Origin of the sequence: Azohydromonas lata, assembly GCF_034427735.1 — a bacterium.
Taxonomy (GTDB): Bacteria; Pseudomonadota; Gammaproteobacteria; order Burkholderiales; family Burkholderiaceae_C; genus Azohydromonas; species Azohydromonas lata.
Genome location: NZ_JAXOJX010000030.1, coordinates 71,573 through 89,247, shown reverse-complemented (window position 1 = coordinate 89,247; position 17,675 = coordinate 71,573). Strand labels below are relative to the sequence as shown.

General features: G+C 71.1%; 16 protein-coding genes. 11 read left to right on the top strand and 5 right to left on the bottom strand.

The features are described from left to right. Positions 1-1,322 (bottom strand): aminotransferase-like domain-containing protein (locus SM757_RS18150; RefSeq protein WP_322466571.1); only part of this gene is annotated, 1,322 nt, incomplete at its 3' end. Between the two features lie 383 nt (positions 1,323-1,705). On the opposite strand from SM757_RS18150, the gene SM757_RS18145 reads away from it, so the two are divergent. The 9 genes from SM757_RS18145 (at position 1,706) to SM757_RS18105 (ending at position 9,846) form a co-directional block, all read left to right on the top strand. After that, positions 1,706-2,188, top strand: a complete 483-nt coding sequence (locus tag SM757_RS18145) for an MSMEG_0572/Sll0783 family nitrogen starvation response protein (RefSeq protein ID WP_066332459.1) — start codon at positions 1,706-1,708, stop codon at positions 2,186-2,188. Between the two features lie 13 nt (positions 2,189-2,201). Beyond that, the gene (locus tag SM757_RS18140) at positions 2,202-3,227 is read left to right on the top strand and encodes a Nit6803 family nitrilase (protein ID WP_322466570.1); all 1,026 of its coding nucleotides are present in this window, start codon (positions 2,202-2,204) and stop codon (positions 3,225-3,227) included. An 89-nt stretch (positions 3,228-3,316) separates the two neighbouring features. Then, positions 3,317-4,399, top strand: coding sequence for an MSMEG_0568 family radical SAM protein (locus SM757_RS18135; protein ID WP_322466573.1), 1,083 nt, complete (start codon positions 3,317-3,319; stop codon positions 4,397-4,399). Positions 4,400-4,416: 17 nt separating this feature from the next. Beyond that, positions 4,417-5,025, top strand: coding sequence for an MSMEG_0567/Sll0786 family nitrogen starvation N-acetyltransferase (locus SM757_RS18130; RefSeq protein ID WP_322466569.1), 609 nt, complete (start codon positions 4,417-4,419; stop codon positions 5,023-5,025). Next, the gene (locus tag SM757_RS18125; protein ID WP_322466568.1) at positions 5,018-6,052 is read left to right on the top strand and encodes a sll0787 family AIR synthase-like protein; all 1,035 of its coding nucleotides are present in this window, start codon (positions 5,018-5,020) and stop codon (positions 6,050-6,052) included. Before SM757_RS18130 ends, SM757_RS18125 begins: the two co-directional genes overlap by 8 nt. Then, a complete protein-coding gene (locus SM757_RS18120) occupies positions 6,049-7,272 on the top strand; it encodes an MSMEG_0565 family glycosyltransferase (RefSeq protein ID WP_322466567.1) in 1,224 nt (407 codons plus the stop codon). Before SM757_RS18125 ends, SM757_RS18120 begins: the two co-directional genes overlap by 4 nt. Positions 7,273-7,282: 10 nt before the next feature. Next, positions 7,283-7,576 carry an MSMEG_0570 family nitrogen starvation response protein gene (locus tag SM757_RS18115; RefSeq protein WP_322466566.1) on the top strand — a complete coding sequence of 98 codons (294 nt, stop codon included), beginning with the start codon at positions 7,283-7,285 and terminating at the stop codon, positions 7,574-7,576. Positions 7,577-7,629: 53 nt separating this feature from the next. Further along, positions 7,630-8,946: an MSMEG_0569 family flavin-dependent oxidoreductase gene (locus SM757_RS18110; protein ID WP_322466565.1), complete on the top strand. Its 1,317-nt coding sequence runs from the start codon at positions 7,630-7,632 to the stop codon at positions 8,944-8,946. A 12-nt stretch (positions 8,947-8,958) separates the two neighbouring features. Next, on the top strand, positions 8,959-9,846 hold the full coding sequence (locus SM757_RS18105; protein WP_322466564.1) for a Pnap_2097 family protein: 888 nt from the start codon (positions 8,959-8,961) through the stop codon (positions 9,844-9,846). A 58-nt stretch (positions 9,847-9,904) separates the two neighbouring features. On the opposite strand, the gene SM757_RS18100 is transcribed toward SM757_RS18105, so the two are convergent. After that, on the bottom strand, positions 9,905-11,875 hold the full coding sequence (locus SM757_RS18100; protein WP_322466563.1) for a serine/threonine protein kinase: 1,971 nt from the start codon (positions 11,873-11,875) through the stop codon (positions 9,905-9,907). A 360-nt stretch (positions 11,876-12,235) separates the two neighbouring features. Here SM757_RS18100 and bla point away from each other — a divergent pair, with 360 nt between their 5' ends. Next, complete coding sequence (gene bla, locus SM757_RS18095) at positions 12,236-13,135, top strand: class A beta-lactamase (RefSeq protein ID WP_407655772.1); 900 nt, start codon at positions 12,236-12,238, stop codon at positions 13,133-13,135. Between the two features lie 3 nt (positions 13,136-13,138). On the opposite strand, the gene SM757_RS18090 is transcribed toward bla, so the two are convergent. The 3 genes from SM757_RS18090 to SM757_RS18080 form a co-directional block, all read right to left on the bottom strand. Next, entirely contained in the window at positions 13,139-14,131 is a 993-nt protein-coding gene (locus SM757_RS18090; RefSeq protein WP_322466561.1) for a tripartite tricarboxylate transporter substrate binding protein, read from the bottom strand. A gap of 34 nt (positions 14,132-14,165) precedes the next feature. Continuing rightward, positions 14,166-15,281 carry a porin gene (locus SM757_RS18085; RefSeq protein WP_322466560.1) on the bottom strand — a complete coding sequence of 372 codons (1,116 nt, stop codon included), beginning with the start codon at positions 15,279-15,281 and terminating at the stop codon, positions 14,166-14,168. 128 nt (positions 15,282-15,409) lie between these two features. Next, positions 15,410-16,975, bottom strand: a complete 1,566-nt coding sequence (locus tag SM757_RS18080; RefSeq protein WP_322466559.1) for a sulfatase-like hydrolase/transferase — start codon at positions 16,973-16,975, stop codon at positions 15,410-15,412. Between the two features lie 53 nt (positions 16,976-17,028). On the opposite strand from SM757_RS18080, the gene SM757_RS18075 reads away from it, so the two are divergent. Beyond that, positions 17,029-17,541 (top strand): MarR family winged helix-turn-helix transcriptional regulator, encoded by a 513-nt coding sequence (locus SM757_RS18075; RefSeq protein ID WP_066332433.1) that lies wholly within the window; start codon positions 17,029-17,031, stop codon positions 17,539-17,541. Positions 17,542-17,675: the final 134 nt, after the last annotated feature.

The following is a 17,675-nucleotide window of genomic DNA, read 5'->3' as shown; positions in this document are numbered from 1 at the left end:
TCCCGCGTGAGCGCCCCGCCCAAGCACAGCCGCAGGGCCTCGGCCGGCTGGCGGTCGGTGCAAAAGGCGCTGGCCGCCACCGCCGCCACGCCCAGCGACTGCAGCGAGGCGGCCAGCTCCCCCGCCACGCAATGGCCGTCGGCGGCCGGTGCCAGCGGCAGCCAGGCATGGAAGCCGTTGGGCTGCGTGAGCACGCCCAGGCCGCCCAGGCGCTCGCGGATCAGCGCGCTGCGCCAGGCGCACTCGGCGCGCACGGCGGTCAGCACCTCGGCGGCATGGCCCTGCTCCAGCCAGTCCGCCACCACGGCGTTGACGAAGGGCGAGGCCATCACGGTGGTAGCGCGCAAGGCGCCGGCCAGCCGCTGCGCCGTGGCCAGCGTGGGCGCCAGCACCTGGGCCGTGCGCAGGCCCGCGCCTAACCACTTGGAAAAGCCGCTGACGTAGTAGGTCAGCTCCGGCGCGAGCTCGGCCAGCGGCGGGGGCGTGGCGGCGGGCAGCATGCCGTAGGCATCGTCCTCGATGATGGGCACGCTGTAGCGCAGCGCGATGTCGGCCAGCCGCTCGCGCCGGCGCAGGCTCAGCGTCGCTGTGGTGGGGTTGTGCAGGTTGGGGCACAGGTACAGCGCCCCCACCGGCGCCGTGCGGCAGGCGGCCTCGAAGGCCGGCGGCAGCAGCCCCTCGCCGTCCATCTCCAGCGGGTGCAGTTGCACGTTCAGGTGCGCGGCAATGGCCTTGAGGCCCGGATAGACCAGCGGCTCCACGCACAGGCTCTGGCCCTTCTTCACCAGCAGCGACACCAGCGCCAGCAGCACGGCGTGTATGCCGGGGGCCACCAGCACGCGCTCGGCCGACGCCTGCGTCACCCACTGGCGCAGCCACTGCACGGCCAGCGCGCGGTCGCGCGCGGTGCCGCCGAAGTCCTGGTAGCGCATCAGGTCGTGCAGCGGCGCGGCGGCGATGGAGGCCGAGGCCGCCTCCTGCAGCGCGCGCAGCGCCGGATGGTCCTCCAGCTCCGGCGGCAGGTTCATGGTCATCTCGGCGCCCGTGCCCGCGCGCAGCGGCAGGCCGATGAAGGAGCCGCGCACGTAGGAGCCCAGCCCGGGGCGCGAGGCGATCAGCCCGCGCTCGCGCGCCTGGGCAAAGCCGCGCACCACCGTCGTGTAGTTGAGCTGCAGCCGGGTGGCCAGCTCGCGCAGCGGCGGCAGCCGCTCGCGCGGGGCCAGCCGGCCCTGCTGCAGGTCCTCGGCGATCAGCTCGGGAATGAGTTGGTAGGCCGGCAGCGTGCTGCCGCGCAAACGCGCCAGCCAGTGGGTGAAGGGCATGACAGTGGGGCCGCGCAGGCCGAATCGGCAGGGGCCCACAGCCGCACGAAGCGTGCCGGTCGCAGCCCTTGATCGCAGCGGATTTTCGCCTTGGGCCTGGTCAATCGCGGTGCATGCGCGCCCTTGATCGGATGCATTGATTGCATGGGCCCGCGTCCGCTCTTGGTGCGGCCCCCAACGCCCTGCGGCAAGCCCCGCGCATGGCCGAGCGGTTGCGGCGCAGCCCGCTTTTCACTGTGTTGATCGCATGTTGGTCGCATGGCCCGCGCGCCGCGTGGCATGCGCGTCGCAATGGAGTCCTCGTCCGGCAACCGCCGGCCAAGACGCCCAAAGGGGCCGATGTCCGGCCCGCGCGTCATTCCACACCGCAAGAGGAAGCAGCCATGCCCAAGGTCACACATCCCGCCGCCCAGAAGGGCGATTTCCTGGTCGATTACGAAGAGAAGGTCTTCGAGGACGTGAAGGCCGAGCCGGGCGAGAAGGCGCTGGTCACCTTCCACACCGTGGCCTTCGAGGGCTCCATCGGCCTGGTGAACCTGCTGCAGGCCACGCGGCTGCAGCGCAAGGGTTTCGACACGTCCGTCCTGCTCTACGGCCCGGGCGTGACGCTGGGCGTCAAGCGCGGCTTCCCCAAGCTGGGCGACGAGGCCTTCCCCGGCCACCAGAACTTCAACAACCAGATCACCAAGTTCATCGCCGAGGGCGGCAAGGTCTACGCCTGCCGCTTCGCGCTGCAGGCGCTCTACGGCCACGGCGAGGGTGCGCTGATCGAGGGCATACGCCCCATCAACCCGCTGGACGTGCTGGACCTGGTGCTGCTGCACCGCAAGGCCGGCGCCTTCATCCTCGACACCTGGACCCTGTAAGGGGAGCACCGACATGGCCGACACGAAGCGCAAGTCGGTGCGCGCCGCCGCCGCGCAGATCGCCCCCGACCTGGACAGCGCCGACGGCACCACCGCGCGCGTGCTGCAAACCATTCGCGACGCCGCACGGCGCGGGGTGGAGCTGATCGTCTTCCCCGAGACCTTCGTTCCCTACTACCCCTACTTCTCCTTCGTGTTGCCGCCGGTGCTGCAGGGCGCGGCGCACCTGCAGCTCATGGAGCGCGCGCCCAGCGTGCCCGGGCCCATGACGCAGGCCGTGGCCGCCGCCGCCCGCGAGGCCGGCATGGTGGTGGTGCTGGGCGTCAACGAGCGCGACCACGGCAGCCTCTACAACACGCAGCTCGTCTTCGACGCCGACGGCGCGCTGCTGCTCAAGCGCCGCAAGATCACGCCCACCTACCACGAGCGCATGGTCTGGGGTCAGGGCGACGCCAGCGGGCTGACGGCCGTGGACACGCGCGTGGGCCGCGTCGGCGCCCTGGCCTGCTGGGAGCACTACAACCCGCTGGCGCGCTATGCGCTCATGGCGCAGCACGAGGAAATCCACTGCGCGCAGTTCCCGGGCTCGCTGGTCGGCCAGGTCTTCGCGGACCAGATGGGCGTGACCATCCGCCACCACGCGCTGGAGTCCGGCTGTTTCGTGGTCAACGCCACGGGCTGGCTCACGCCGGAGCAGGTCCGCGCCATCACGCCGGACGAGAAGCTGCAGGGGGCGCTTCGCGGCGGCTGCCACAGCGCCATCGTCTCGCCGGAAGGCAAGTACCTGGCCGAGCCGCTGACCGAGGGCGAGGGCCTGGTCGTCGCCGACCTGGACCTCTCGCTCATCGCCAAGCGCAAGCGAATGATGGATTCGGTGGGCCACTACGCCCGCCCCGAGCTGCTGAGCCTGGCCATACGCCGCGAGAGCGCGGCCACCACGCAGCCGCTGCGGCCCGCCGCCACGGAAGTTGCGGCCGCATCGCCGGTGGCCGCCGATGCCCCCGCCGCCACGGCGGACGCCCCCCGCCTCCCGGCCTGACCCCCACCGCCCAAAGGAACCCCATCATGACCGAGCCCGCCCTGGCCCCGCTTTCCGCGCTTGAAAACGCCGGCTCCGCGCACCGGCTGATGACCGAGCTGCAGTCGCTTGGGCTGCGCCTGGCCGACCCGGGCAGCGGCGCGCCCAGCCGCCGCGGCGGCGCCGGCCCCTCGGACCACAAGGCCGTGACCGTGGACGGGACGACGCTGATGGTTCCGGTGCACACCGCCGGCGCCTTCACCTCGCCCTTCGTGGCCGACGCGCCCGGGGCCGACGGGCGCAGCACGCTGCGCCGCGGCGGCATTCCCATCGCGAGCATCGGCTTTCCCACGCAGCCGCGCTTCTACGCCCGCAGCACGGCCGACGGCATTCCCTACAGCCACATCGCCACGCTGCACGGCGCCGACGTGCTCGCCACCACGGTGCTGCAGACCTGCATCCGCTACGAGAGCCGGCGCAAGGCCTGCCGCTTCTGCGCCATCGGCCAGTCGCTGGCGGCGGGGCGCACCATCGCCCGCAAGACGCCGCAGCAGCTCGCCGAGGTCGCCCGGGCCGCCGTGGAGCTCGATGGTGTGAAGCACATGGTGATGACCACCGGCACGCCGGCCACGCCGGACCGCGGCGCCCTGGTGCTGTGCGAGAGCGCGCAGGCCGTGAAGGCCGCGGTGGACCTGCCGCTGCAGGCGCAGTGCGAGCCGCCGGACTCGGACGCCTGGTTCCGGCGCCTGAAGGACGCGGGCGTGGACACGCTGGGCATGCACCTGGAAGTGGTGGGCGAGGCGCTGCGCCAGCGCATCCTGCCCGGCAAGGCCGAGGTGCCGATGTCGCGCTACTGGGACGCCTTCGAGGCCGCGGTAGCGGTGTTCGGCCGCGGTCAGGTGTCCACGTACCTGCTGGCCGGGCTGGGCGATTCGGCCGAGACGCTGCTGGCCACGAGCCGGCGGCTGCTGACGCTGGGCGTCTATCCCTTCGTGGTGCCCTTCGTGCCCATCAGCGGCACGCCGCTGGAGGACTACCCCGCCCCGCCGGCCGAGTTCATGCGCAGCGTGCTGGAGCCGCTGGGCCGCATGGTGGCCGAGGCGGGCCTGCGCGCCGGTGACATCAAGGCCGGCTGCGGGCGCTGCGCCGCGTGCTCCACGCTTTCCCGCTACGAAACGCCGCTGGCGGCCTGAGCCCGGGGAGCACGCGCATGAACCTGGTCCCCCACGCCGACCCGGGCACCACGGCAGTGCCTGCCTGGTGCGAGCTGCCCTTCACCTTCGAGCCGCGGGAGTTCCGCATCCAGTGGGCCAGCGGGCCCTGGATGCAGGCGCAGGCCCTGGCGCTGCGGCGCCAGGTGTTCTGCGACGAGCAGCGCCTCTTTCAAGGCGACGACCTCGACGACATCGACCTGCGCGAGCCCAGCACGCAGTTGCTGGTGGCGCTGTCCTGCTGGGGCGGGCAGCCCGCGGAGGTCGTGGGCACGGTGCGCATCCACGAGGAGGCGCGCGGGCGCTGGTGGGGCTCGCGCCTGGCCGTGCGGCACGACTGGCGCCGCCACGGCGCGCTGGGCAGCACGCTCATACGCCTGGCCGTGAGCAGCGCGCACGCGCTGGGCTGCACCGAATTCCTGGCGCACGTGCAGGCGCAGAACGTCCCGCTGTTCCGGCGGCTGCGCTGGCAGGTGCTGGACGAGGTGGCGCTGCATGGCCGCACCCACGCGCGCATGCGCGCCGACCTGGCGCACTACCCGCCCTGCGACACGCCCTATGCCGGCTTCGTCCTGGCGCAGGCCGCGCGCGGAGGCCGCCATGACTGATTTACAGGCGCTTATCGCCTCGCTGCGCGCCAGCCGCGGCTTCGCGCACAAGGGCGACATCGGCACCGTGCTGCGGCGCCTGGACCCGGCCACGGACGCGGGCACGGCCGGCACCGCCATGCCCAATGGCGACGACTGCGCGGCACTGCCGGACGGCCACGGCGGCTGGCAGCTGCTGGCCATCGAGGGGCTGGTGCAGGACTTCGTGCAGGCCTCGCCCTGGTTCGCCGGCTACAGCGCCGTGATGGTCAACCTCAGCGACGTGGCCGCCATGGGCGGCCGTCCCGTGGCGGTGGTGGACGCGCTGTGGAGCCCGGGCGAGGCGCAGGCCGCCGAGCTGCTGGCCGGCATGCGCGCGGCCTGTGAACGCTACGGCGTGCCGCTGGTGGGCGGCCACACCAACCTGCGCAGCGCCGCCGGGCAACTGGCCGTGGCGGTGCTGGGCCACGCGCGCCGGCTCATCTCCAGCTTCGCCGCCCGCGCCGGCGACCGGCTGCTGATGGCCGTGGACTTGCGCGGCCACTGGCACGATCCCTATCCCTTCTGGAACGCCTCCACCGAGGCGCCCCCTGCGCGGCTGCGCGAGGACCTGGCGCTGCTGCCCGCGCTGGCCGAGGACGGCTTGTGCGACGCGGGCAAAGACATCTCCATGGCCGGCGCGCTGGGCACGGCGCTGATGCTGCTGGAGTGCTCCGGCGTGGGGGCGCGCATCGCCCTGGACCGCCTGCCCCGCCCAAGCGGCGTGCCGGACTGGCGGGCCACTGGCGAAGCCGCCGACGCGGCGCGGCAACGCTGGCTCAGCGCCTTTCCCAGCTTCGGCTACCTGCTGAGCGTGAGGCCGGCGCAGGCCGGCGCGGTGGCCCGCCGCTTCGCGGCGCGCGGCATCGCCTGCGAGGACATCGGCGCGGTCACGGCCGAGAAGCGCGTGCTGCTGAGCTTGGGCGAGACCGATGGCGGCACGCCGCAGGAAGCCGGGCTGTGGGACTTTGCTGTTGAAACCTTCATGACCGGCCGGAGGTCGGCATGAGCGCGGGGCTGCGCATCGCGCTGCTGACGCACTCGGTGCTGCCGCGCGGCGGCGTGGTGCACACGCTGGAGCTGGCTGAGGCGCTCACGGCGCGCGGGCATGCGGTGACCGTCATCGCGCCGGCCGAGCCGGGGCAGCGGCTGTTTCGCGAGGTCGCCTGCCGCGTGGCGCTGGTGGCGCAGCCGCGGGTGACGGGCCCGCTGGTCGAGCAGGTTGGGCAACGCATCGCCGCGCTGGAAGCGGGGCTGCCGGCCGTGCTGCAGGCCGGCCGTTTCGAGCTGCTGCACGCCCAGGACAGCCTCAGCGGCAACGCGCTGGCCACGCTGGCGCAGCGCGGCCCCGGCCTGCCGCCCTGGGTGCGCACCGTGCACCACCTGGACGAGTTCCGTGAGCTGACGCTCGCGGCCTGGCAGGAGCGCGCCTGGCGCGCGGCGCACGCGCTGGCCTGTGTGAGCGACACGTGGTGCGAGCGGATGCGCCATGAGCACGGCGTGGCGCCGCGGCGCATGTTCAACGGCGTGAACCTCGCGCGTTTCACGTCCGCGCCGCAGGCCGGCGACGCGGCCACGCTGCAGGCGCTTGGGCTGGCGGCCGACGGCGCGCCGCTGTGCCTGGCCGTGGGCGGCATCGAGCAGCGCAAGAACAGCCTGCGGCTGCTGCGCGCCTTTGCCCACCTGCGCACCACGGACGCGGCGTGGTCCGGCGCCCGCCTGGTGATGGCCGGCGGTGCCAGCCTGCTGGATCACGGCCCCGCACTGCACGCCTGGAGCACCGCGCTGCGCGAGCTGGGCCTGGACGAGGGCCGGCAGGCCGCCGTGTGGCGCACCGGCCCGCTGCCGGATGCGGCCTTGCCCCCGCTCATGCGCCGCGCGCGGCTGCTGGCCCTGCCCTCGCTGGTCGAGGGCTTCGGCCTCGTGGCGCTGGAGGCGCTGGCCTGCGGCACGCCGGTGCTGGTGTCCGACCGGCCGCCCTTCACCGAGCACCTGGCCGGCTGCCCGGCCGTGGCGTGGTGCGACCCGCTGGACGAGCGCTCCGTCGCCGCCGGACTGCGGCAGGCCGCGCTGCTGCCGCGCCCGCCCACGCCGCCACGCGTGTGCCTGGAACACGGCTGGATGCGCAGCGCCGCCCTGCACGAGGCCTGGTACCGCGAGGTGCTGCGGCCCGCCACCACTGCCGACGCGCCCGTGCCGGCCCACCCCCCTGCCCTTGCCTGCCCCTGAAAGGAAAAACATGCCCGCCATGCACTACACGCTGCGCTGGCCCGATGCCAGCGAAACGGTCTGCTATTCGCCCTCGCTGGTGATCCAGGACTACTTCCAGCCCGGCCAGGCCTACGCGCTGGAGAGCTTCATGGCCCAACTGCGCGAGGCCACCGCCATCGCCAACGAGCGCGTGCGCGCCAAGTTCGGCTTCGCCTGCTCGCGGGCCGACGACCAGCTCAGCCGGCTTGAAGCCCAGGCGCGCCGCTGGGCCGGACAGCCCGGCGCACGCGTCGAAGTCCTCGGCTTCGGCCCCGCGCATTGAGGCGCCGCCCGCTTCCCTTTCCGCCCCCCACCGTCCATCCCTGAGAGCACACCATGAGCAACGCCTTCGAACCTTCCACCGCCACGCTGGCGCCGCACTACCCGGTCGTCGTCATCGGCGGCGGGCAGGCCGGCCTGTCGGCCAGCCACTACCTGAAGCAGCAGGGCATCGCGCACGTCGTCCTGGAAAAGCGCCGCGTCGGCCACTCCTGGCGCAGCGAGCGCTGGGACAGCTTCTGCCTGGTCACGCCCAACTGGCAGTGCCGGCTGCCGGACTTTCCCTACGCCGGGCCGCAACCCCAGGGCTTCATGCTGCGCGACGAGATCGTGGCCTACCTGGAAGCCTTCGCCGCCAAGGTGCAGCCGCCGCTGATCGAGGGCGTGGCCGTCACCCGCGTGAGCCGCCCGGCCGCGGGCGGCTTCGAGGTGGAAACCTCCTTGGGCACGTGCCGCGCGGACCACGTGGTGGTGGCCACCGGCGGCTACGACATCCCCATCGTCCCAGCCTGCGCGCATGCCCTGCCGGCCGACATCGTGCAGGTGCACTCCGTGGCCTACCGCAACCCGCAGCAGTTGCCGCCGGGCGGGGTGCTGGTGGTGGGCTCCGGACAGTCGGGCGTGCAGATCATGGAAGACCTGCACCTGGCCGGGCGACAGGTGCACCTGGCCGTCGGCTCCGCGCCGCGCTCGCCGCGCGTGTACCGCGGCCGCGAGGCCACCGAGTGGCTGCACGAGCTGGGCTTCTACCAGCTCACGGTGGACCGCCACCCCTTGGGCGACGAAGCGCGCCACAAGACCAACCACTACATGACGGGCCGCGACGGCGGCCACGAGATCGACCTGCGCCGTTTCGCGCTCGAAGGCGTCAAGCTCTACGGCACGCTGGACGACATCCGCGACGGCCAGGTCACGTTCAAGACTGACCTCACCCGCAACCTCGACGAGGCCGACGAGGTGTACTGCAGCATCCGCCGCGACATCGACAAGTACATCGCCAACGCCGGCCTGGAGGCGCCCGAGGAAGCCCCGTTCGAGAAGGTGTGGGCGCCGGCCGCGGACCCGGCCACGCTGGACCTGCGCGCCGCCGGCATCACGAGCATCGTGTGGGCCATTGGCTTTCGCGCCGACTACCGCTGGATAGACCTGCCGGCCTTCGACGGCCGCGGCCACCCGCGCTTTACCCGCGGCGTCTCGCCCGTGGCGGGCCTGTATTTCCTGGGCCTGCCGTGGCTGCACACTTGGGGCTCGGGGCGCTTCCTGGGCGTGGCGGACGACGCGCAGCACCTGGTGGGCGTGATCGCGCAGCGGCTGGCCGCCCCGCGCGAGGACCGAGCGCAGCCGCAGCGCGCCGCCGAGCCCGCCCTGACCTGACGCGGCACGGCCATGCGCACCGACTCCACTTGGGCCGCAACAGGCGAGCGCGGCGGCACGCCGGGCCCGGCGCAATCCGCACGGGACACGGCGGAGCTGCTCGTGGGCATGCCCCAGCTCAACAGCCTGGGCCTGTCGGAAAACTGGCTGCTCAAGGAGGCGGGCCACAGGCATTGGCAGCACCTGGCCGCCGGCCTGGGCTGCCGCCCCGGCGAGCTGCGCGACGCGCAGGGCCGCCGCGTCTATGCCGCCTTCACGCAGGTGCACCTGCGCGAAGCCCGCCTGCAGGACGTGCAGGAGGACCAGCGGCTGCGCTGGCACCTGGACGGCACGCGGGTTGGGCGCTCACGCCACTACAGCCGCCACCTGCTGGTGGGCGCCGATGGCGCGCTGGCGCGGCTGGAGATGCTCTCGGCCTTCGTGGCCCGCCAACGCGAGGGCGACAACCATTCGGTGCTGCGCGTGCCCATGGCGATCGGCGCCGGCACGCCGGACCCCGGCATCGCCGAGGAGGCGGCCGCTTGCGCAGAAGGCGCACGTGCCGTGCGCGCGGGTGCCTGGCTTGAACGCTTTGCGCTGGACGCCCACGCGCAGCCGCTGGCGGCGCAGGCACTGCGCCCCTGCCCGTCCAACGACTTCAACGGCGCCGGCCTGCTCTACTTCGCCAGCTTCCAGGCGCTGGCCGACAGGGCTCACTGGGCCTGGGGGCTGGCCGATGGGCAGGCGTCCGTGCGGGAGCGGCAAATGGTTTTCCACGGCAACGTGAACGTCGGGGAAATGCTGGAGCTGCGCCTGTTGGCCAGGCGGGCCGCCGGGCGCGGCCACTGGAGCTGGACCCAGGTGTGCCGCGGCGGCGACGGCCGGGTGATCGCCGATATCGCCACGCATTGGGCCCCCTGAACCCCAGCGCGCATCTAGACCCTGTGCCGCGATCCGCGCCACCCCAGATGCAGCGCGTTCATTGACGGCAGCCCAATTGGGCATACCGGCGCTGTGCCAGGGCATTGCCGTCCATGGCCATCAAATAGCCCAGGCTTTCGCATTCGGCTTTTTTGGCAGCCACCTGGCGCCAGCGGGGCGCGTCAGGATTTTTGGCAATTTGTCTGGCCGCTGGCCTGTCGTTTTTGGGAGACGGCGGCGAATACGCCAAGTTGAGGCGGGTGGCGCCGAAATTCGCATCGCATTCGCCGGGAACGGGTGCGCACAAGGCATTTCCAAACCAGGGCGCGGGGCCGGTTTTCTGCAAGTCTGAAAAGGACAGTTTCAGTACGCCGGCCTGTTCCTGCCACCCGGCACCGGTCAAATGGCGGGCCGACCTGGACACCATCACGCCTATATCGCGCTGGCCGGCACTTCCGGCCGCCAGGCGCGGCAAGGCGTCTATTTTCCAGACTTGCCCCCGTTCCATGCGCAAAAGAGATTTATCATCGGACGGCCACAGCAATTCCAGGCGCCCGCTGCGCTCGCCGGTGGCAAATACATAGAGAAAGCCAGGCTCGCTGGCCTTGATCGTGAGTTGGTTCTTGTTTTTCTGATTGTCACCCCCCTGCGTCACGACCACGCGGATATTCGGGTCACGCGCGTTCACGAGGCCGTCCAGCGCTTTTTGAGGATTGGGCGGACTGGCAAACCGCGCAGGCATCGTCAAGGGCTGCGTCTCGGTTTCCTGGGGCAAAGGCAGGGACAGCGCAGCCTTTTCAGGCGGGGCCACGGCGGGTGCGGTGGAAGCACTGGGCGGATAAGCCGGCGGCAGCGAGGCCGCAGGGTCCACATAAGCGGGCATTCCAGGCCCTTTGCCCGCCGCATACTTTGCCGGCCCAGGCTCGAAATTCCACAACATCAAGCCGCCCAGGCCCGCACACAGCGCTGCCGAGCCGCCGACCCATGGCAGGGCGCGCTGCCGCCCCAGCCAATGGGTGATTTTCCGAAAATCATGCTTGAAAAAGCGCAGCATGCCCGCGCCCTGGCGTGCGCGCTTGGCGGCTTCTTGCTTGAGGGTTTCCTGGGCATCCAGGTGGTGCAGCAACTGCAAGGCGGCCGAAATATTCTTGGGCCGCTGCTCAGGCCAGACGGCCAGGCAGCGGTCTATGAATTTCAAAAAGGCGGCCGAATAGCGATGGCGCCCGACGCGGGCGGCGCAGACCAGGGCATCGTTATTGACACGCGCCACGGACGCAATGGGCACCCGGCCCGATATTGCAAAATATAGCAGGGCCCCCAGGGCATATAAATCGGTCCAAGGGCCCTGCTTCAAATCGGGCGAATCGCTGTATTGCTCAAAAGGCGCATAGCCTGGCTTGAGCAGGCCGGCCAGGGCCTGTGTCGCATCGCCGATGTCGTGCTTGGCCGAACCGAAATCCAGCAGCACCGGCCGGTCGCCCGGCAACAGCAGGATATTGTCCGGCGCAATATCCCTGTGCAGCCAGCCCTGCTGGTGCACGATATCCAGACCCTCCATCACGCGCGTCATCACGGCCCGCAGCCACGGTTCGGAAGGCGGGGCCACCATGCCCTCCAGGCGCTGCTTGAGGGTTTGGCCTTCGTAAAAGGGCATCACCATGTAGGCCGTGCCCATATCTTCCCAAAACCGGTAGACCTCCACCAGGGAAGGATGCTTGAAATGGGCCATGCTGCAGGCTTCGCGAACGAAACTGCGCAAGCCCAGCTCAAAAGTCGCACGGTGCTGCTCGGAGATCGGCACGACGCAATGGTCCGGCAAGCGCTGCGCCAGGGATTGGGGCATGAATTCCTTGACGGCGACCTGGCGCTTCAATTGGGTATCAAAGGCCAGATACACGACACCAAAGCCGCCCTTGCCCAGAACCCGCTCAACCCTGAATTCCGCCAACATATGGCCCGCCGGCAGCACCCCGACCGGCCCGCCCTCGTTCAGGCCAGAAACATTTTTATTCTCTTCAGCAGGAGACATTTTCTCTCCCATTCAACGGCACACTCCAGCGCTCGACACGAGCAAGCAAAAGTTCCTGTTTCATCCTCACAAATTGAACGCGATACAACATAAAATAATCGTGATTTTTGCAATTGAATGTCAGCGATACATGGTTTTGCAATATTGCTGATTCAGAAATATGGCATCAAAATTTTCTGCACAGCCTATGGCCTGCACAGGCTACCCCATATGGTGTCGCATCACCCGTATTTGAACCGCAATGGTGCCAGTTTCTAAACAATAACCCCGGCGGCCCTCATTTCCACGCTGGAAAATGAGTTTTTCAGACCGCTTTCAGACCGCTGGCCTTTCAGGCCTTTTCTGATCCTAGCCATGCCCATGACCCGAATCACCCGGCGCCAGATTGCGCTGACGCTGGCCGGCGTGCCGCTGCTGTCCGCCCTGCCCCGGACCGCCACGGCCGGCGCGGACGCCGGCCCCGATGCGCTGACGCGCGCCCTGCCCGCCCTGGAGCAACGCCTGGGCGGCCGGCTGGGCGTGTACGTGCTCGATACGCAAAGCGGGCGCCAATGGACGTGGCGGGCCGATGAACGCTTTCCGATGTGCAGCACCTTCAAGGTGCTGGCCTGCGGCGCCGTGCTGGCGCGCGTGGATGCGGGTGAGGAAGCGCTTGGGCGCCGCATCCGTTTCAAGGCCGAAGACCTGGTCACCTACTCGCCGGTGACGGAGTTGCACGCGTCGGGGGGCGGCATGCCGTTGGGTGCGCTGTGCGAAGCCGCCATGACGCGCAGCGACAACACGGCCGCCAACCTCATCCTGCGCAGCCTGGGCGGGCCCGCCGCGGTGACGGCGTTTGCGCGCACCTTGGGCGACCCGGCCACGCGCTTGGACCGCTGGGAGACGGCGCTCAACGAGGCCCAGCCGGGCGACCCGCGCGACACCACCACCCCGGCCGCCATGGGCCGCAACCTGCGCACCCTGCTCCTGGGCCCGCACCTGGCGCCGGCCTCGCGCGAGCAGCTCGCGCGCTGGCTGCAGGCCAACCGCACGGGCGATGCGCGGCTGCGCGCCGGGCTGCCGGCGGCCTGGCGCGTCGGCGACAAGACCGGCAGCGGCGACTTCGGCACCAGCAACGACGTGGCCGTGATCTGGCCGCCGGGCCGGGCGCCCGTCATTGCCAGCGTCTACGTCACGGAGTGCGGCGCCGCGTTCGAGGACCGCAACGCCGCCATCGCCGACGTCGCGCGCGCCCTGCCCGCGGCGCTGGAGGCGGCCTGAGCGTCAGTCCTGGCGCAGGCCGATGCGCCTGGCCACGGCGCCCCAGGTCTTGCTGTCCGCCGCCAGCCGCTGCGCGGTCTGCTCGGGGCTGGCGGCCACCACCTCCTGGTCCGTCAGGCGCAGCCGATCCACCACGGCGCTGTTGCTCAAGCCCTGGGCCAGGGCGTCGTGCATGGCGTTGACGATGGGCTGCGGCGTGCCGCGCGGCGCGAACAGCACGAGCGAGAAGGTGGCGTCGAAGCCGGGATAGCCGGACTCGGCCACCGTGGGAACCTCCGGCAGTAGCGGCGAGCGCTTGGCGCCCGAGACGGCCAGGGCCACCAGGCGCCCGGAGCGCACGTGCGGCAGCACCGTGGGTGCGGCCAGGAAGCCGCAGTCCACCACGCCGCCGATGATGTCCTGCATGGCCGGCGCCGGTCCCTTGTAGGGCACGTGCGACATGGTGATGCCCGCCACCGAGCTGAACAGCTCGGTGGCCAGGTGTCCCGGCGAGCCCGCGCCGCCGGAGCCGTAGCTCATGGGCTTGTCCTTGGCGCGGCGCACCAGCTCGGTCACGGACTTCAGGCCCAGCCCGGGGTGGCACACCAGGGTCTGGCCGAAGCTGCTGGCGCGCATCACCGGCTGCAAGTCCTCCGGCCTGAAGCTCAGGCGCTGGTAGACGTGCGGGTTCACCGTGACGAGCGTGTCGGTGCTCCACAGCCAGGTGTAGCCGTCCGGTGCGGCGCGCGCGGCTTCCGAAGCGCCCAAGTTGCCGGCTGCGCCGGGCTTGTTGTCTATGACCAGCGTCTGCTTGAGCAGCGGCTGCATCTTCTCGGCGGCCGAGCGCAGCACGATGTCGCTTGGGCCGCCCGGCGGCAGCGGCACGATGACGCGTATCGGCTTCGCGGGCCAGGCCGCCTGCGCTTGGGCGGCCAGCGGCAGCGCCGCGGCCAGCGCCAGCAGGACGGGCAGGGTGCGCCGGGGGGACAGTGCCATTGGGCGGGCTTGGGCTTGCATCGTCGTCTCCTGGTGTGTGTCGAGGCTGGGGAGCTCAGAAGCTGTGGCGCAGGCCCACGCCCAGGGTACGGGCCGAACCGTCGGGGGGCAGGGCGCTGTTGGCGCCGAAGGCCCCCAGGAGGGCGGCGTTGGCGCGGCCGTTGTAGCCGCCGCTGCGGTCTTGCACGCGCGCATGGCGCAGGTAGAGCTCGGTGCGCCTGGACAGGGCGTAGCTCGCGCCCACGTTGAGGTGGTTGGTCCGGCCCTCGGCCTTCACGGCGCCCGTGGCATAGGCATGGCCGTTGTCGCGCACCTGGGCCACTTGGGCCACGAGGCTGAGCGCGCCGGCCACCGGCACGCGCACGCCCAAAGCGAAGCCCTGCGTGCGCGCCGTGGCCGCGGAGGGCAGCTCGTTGCGGTGCGACCAGTAGTTGCCGCCCACCTGCACGCCGCCCGCGCGCCACATTGCGCCCAGGTTGAAGGCCTGTTGTTCTGCCTCGCCGGCCGCCAGCGCCTGGCCGCCCTGGTGGAAGGCCGCGCTGGCGTCCAGATCGCCGGACTGCCAGCGCAGCAGCGCACCCAGGCTGCGCCGGGCCGTGCCGGCCGCGGGGATCCAGCCCGTCGTTGGTCCGGGTGCGACGGCGGCGTTTTCACCCGCGGCCACCGACACCGCGCCGGAGAAGCCGGCCAGCTTGGGCGTCCACCAGCTCACCTGGTTGTCCTGCCGGCTTTGCTCGCCGTTGGAGAGGTACATCGCAAACACCGGGGAGAAGGCGGAGAAGGCGTCGATGTCGCTGCCCTGCATCGAGTAATGAATGGGTGCGTACTGGCGGCCCAGGCGGATTTCCCCAGCTGTGGCCGAGGCCAGGCCGACCCAGGCCTGGCGGCCGAACAGCCGCCCGCCCTGCAACGCCGCGCCGGTGTCGGGAGCGAAGCCGTTTTCGATCACGAAGTGGGCGTTGAGGCCGCCGCCCAAGTCCTCGCCGCCGCGCAGCCCCCAGCGCGAGGCCGCGCTGCCGCCGCTGGAGACGCGGTTCACAGTGGGCTGGCCGGCGATCCGCGCCGATTCGACATACGCATCGACGAGGCCGAAAAGGCTCACGCCGGTCTGCGCCGACGCGGCGCCGGCACCGGCAGCCAGCACCGCGGCGGTGAAGGCGGACTTGTTCATGAAGGGGTCTCCCAGAGTGGGTTGCAGGCGGCCAGGGCCCGGCGGACGGGCCCGCGCGGGCGCCGCTGGATGGACAGGCAAGGGCAGGGCGGTGGCGCGTGGGTGGCGGGCGGGCGCCCGCTCACCACTCACCACTGGCCGAAGAACACGCCGGCCTGCTTGTGGCGGTTGGTGCGGGATTCGACGAAGGCGTCGCTCACGGTGGTGCGGTGCTTGCGGCGGGCCAGGAAGTCCAGCAGTTGTCCCCGTAGCGTCTCGCGCACGCCGGCATGGCTGGCGCTGCGCCCAAGGTCGTGGAACTCCTGCGGATCGGCCTGCAGGTCGTAGAGCTGCTCCGGCGCGTGCAGCCAGTACACGTAGCGCCAGCGTTCGGTACGCAGGGAGAAGGCGCGCGCCTCCTGCGGGCCGACCCCCACGAGCCGCCGCGCCTGCTTGAAGCTGTAGTCCAGCTCGGAATAGACGAAGTCGCGCCACTCCGGCGGCTCCTCGCCGCGCAGCAGCGGGCACAGGCTGCGGCCCTCGATGCGGTGCGTGGGCAGCGCCAGGCCCAGCGCGTCCAGGCAGGTGGGCACCACGTCCACCGCCTCGACGAAGCGCTGCTCGACGCGGCCGCGCGTGGCGTCGGCCTCGCGGCGCGGATCGACCACGATGAACGGGACCTTCTGCACCGTGTCGTGGAACAGCTCCTTCTCGCCCAGCCAGTGGTCGCCCAGGTAGTCGCCGTGGTCGGCGGTGAAGACGATGAGCGTGTCCTGCATCAGGCCGCGCGCCTCCATGTGCTCGAACAGGCGGCCCAAGTGCGCGTCGAGCTGCGCAATGAGGCCCTGGTAGGCCGGGCGCACCGTGCGTATGCAGTCCTCGCGCTGGAAGCTCAGGCTTTCCTCGCTCTGGCGGTAGGCGGCCACCACCGGGTGCTCGTCCTCGCGCTCGGCGGCGCTGCGCTGCACGGGCAGGCATTGGTCGGCCGTGTACATCGCGTGGTAGGGCGCGGGCGCCATGTAGGGCCAGTGCGGCTTCACGTAGCTCAGGTGCAGCACCCAGGGCTGCTGGCCCATGCGGTCCATGAAGCCCATGGCCTGGTCGGTCATGAAGGCGGTTTCGGAGTGCTCCTCGCGCACCCGCGCGGGCAGGTGGACGTTGCGCATGTGCCAGCCGCTGACCACGCGCCCCTGCGCATCCACGCCGGAGATGACGTAGTCGCTCCACGGGTCGGCGCTGTCGTAGCCCTGCGCGCGCAGGAAGGCGGGATAGCTGCTCTCGTTGCCGGGCGGGTGGTGGCCGTCGTAGCGGTCGATCTCCGTGAAGCCGCCGCGCTCCAGGAAGGTGCCCAGCGCCGACTGCCCGTCCAGCGCCAGGCGGGCCAGCCCCTCCTGGTCGGCCATGACGTGGGTCTTGCCGGCCAGGGCCAGCGTCCGCCCGGCGCCCTTGAGGTACTCGCCCAGGGTCACTTCGCCCACGGGCAGCGGCACGCGGTTCCAGGTCGCGCCGTGGCTGATGGGGTAGCGGCCCGTGTAGTAGCTCATGCGGCTGGGTCCGCACACGCCGCTGTTGACGAAGGCGTTGGCAAAGCGCACGCCGCGGCGGGCGAGGGCGTCCAGGTTGGGCGTGCGCAGGTAGGGATGGCCGCTGCAGCCGAGATGGTCCCAGCGGAGCTGGTCGGCCATGATGAAGAGGATGTTGCGAGCGCTTGACATGCCTCAACTCTAGGAACGCGACAATCGATTGTTGAAATCAACCGATGTAGGCAATGACCCTGAGCCGCCAGGCCGAGCGCCTCGATGAAGTGCTGAACTACCGCCTGACGCGGCTCATCGCGCTCAGCGGTGCGCCGGTGATCAGGCTGTGCGAGGGGCGCTACGGCATATCGCGGCGCGAGTGGCGGCTGCTGGCCCATCTGGCGGCCCAGGGGCCGCTGTCGCCGTCCGACCTGGCCGAGCAGATCGCGCTGGATCGGGCCCGCACCTCGCGCGCCATAGGCAGCCTCGCGGTCAAAGGATTCATTCAGCGCGTGGCGCTGCCCGGCGACAGGCGCCGCGCGCTGGTGGCCCTGAACGACAAGGGGCAGGCCCTGCACGCCGAGCTATTCCCGCAGGTGGCCGAACTCAACCGCCGGCTGCTGCAGGCGCTGGACGACGGGCTGCTCCAAAGCCTGGATGCCATGCTGCAGCGCCTCACCGAGCAGGCGGGCCAGCTCAACCACAGCTTTGCCACCGAGGTGCGCGCCGACAGGCACCGCGGCGGCGGCGGACGGCGCGGTTAGGCGGCCGGCGCGCCGGCTCGCAACCGCGTCCGCTCAAGAAGCTTCAAAGCGCTGCGAGCGCTGTGCCTGGCCGCTGTACCGTACAGCACCCTCCGGTGCGCAGCGGGTGCTGTACCGTACAGCACCGTCCACGG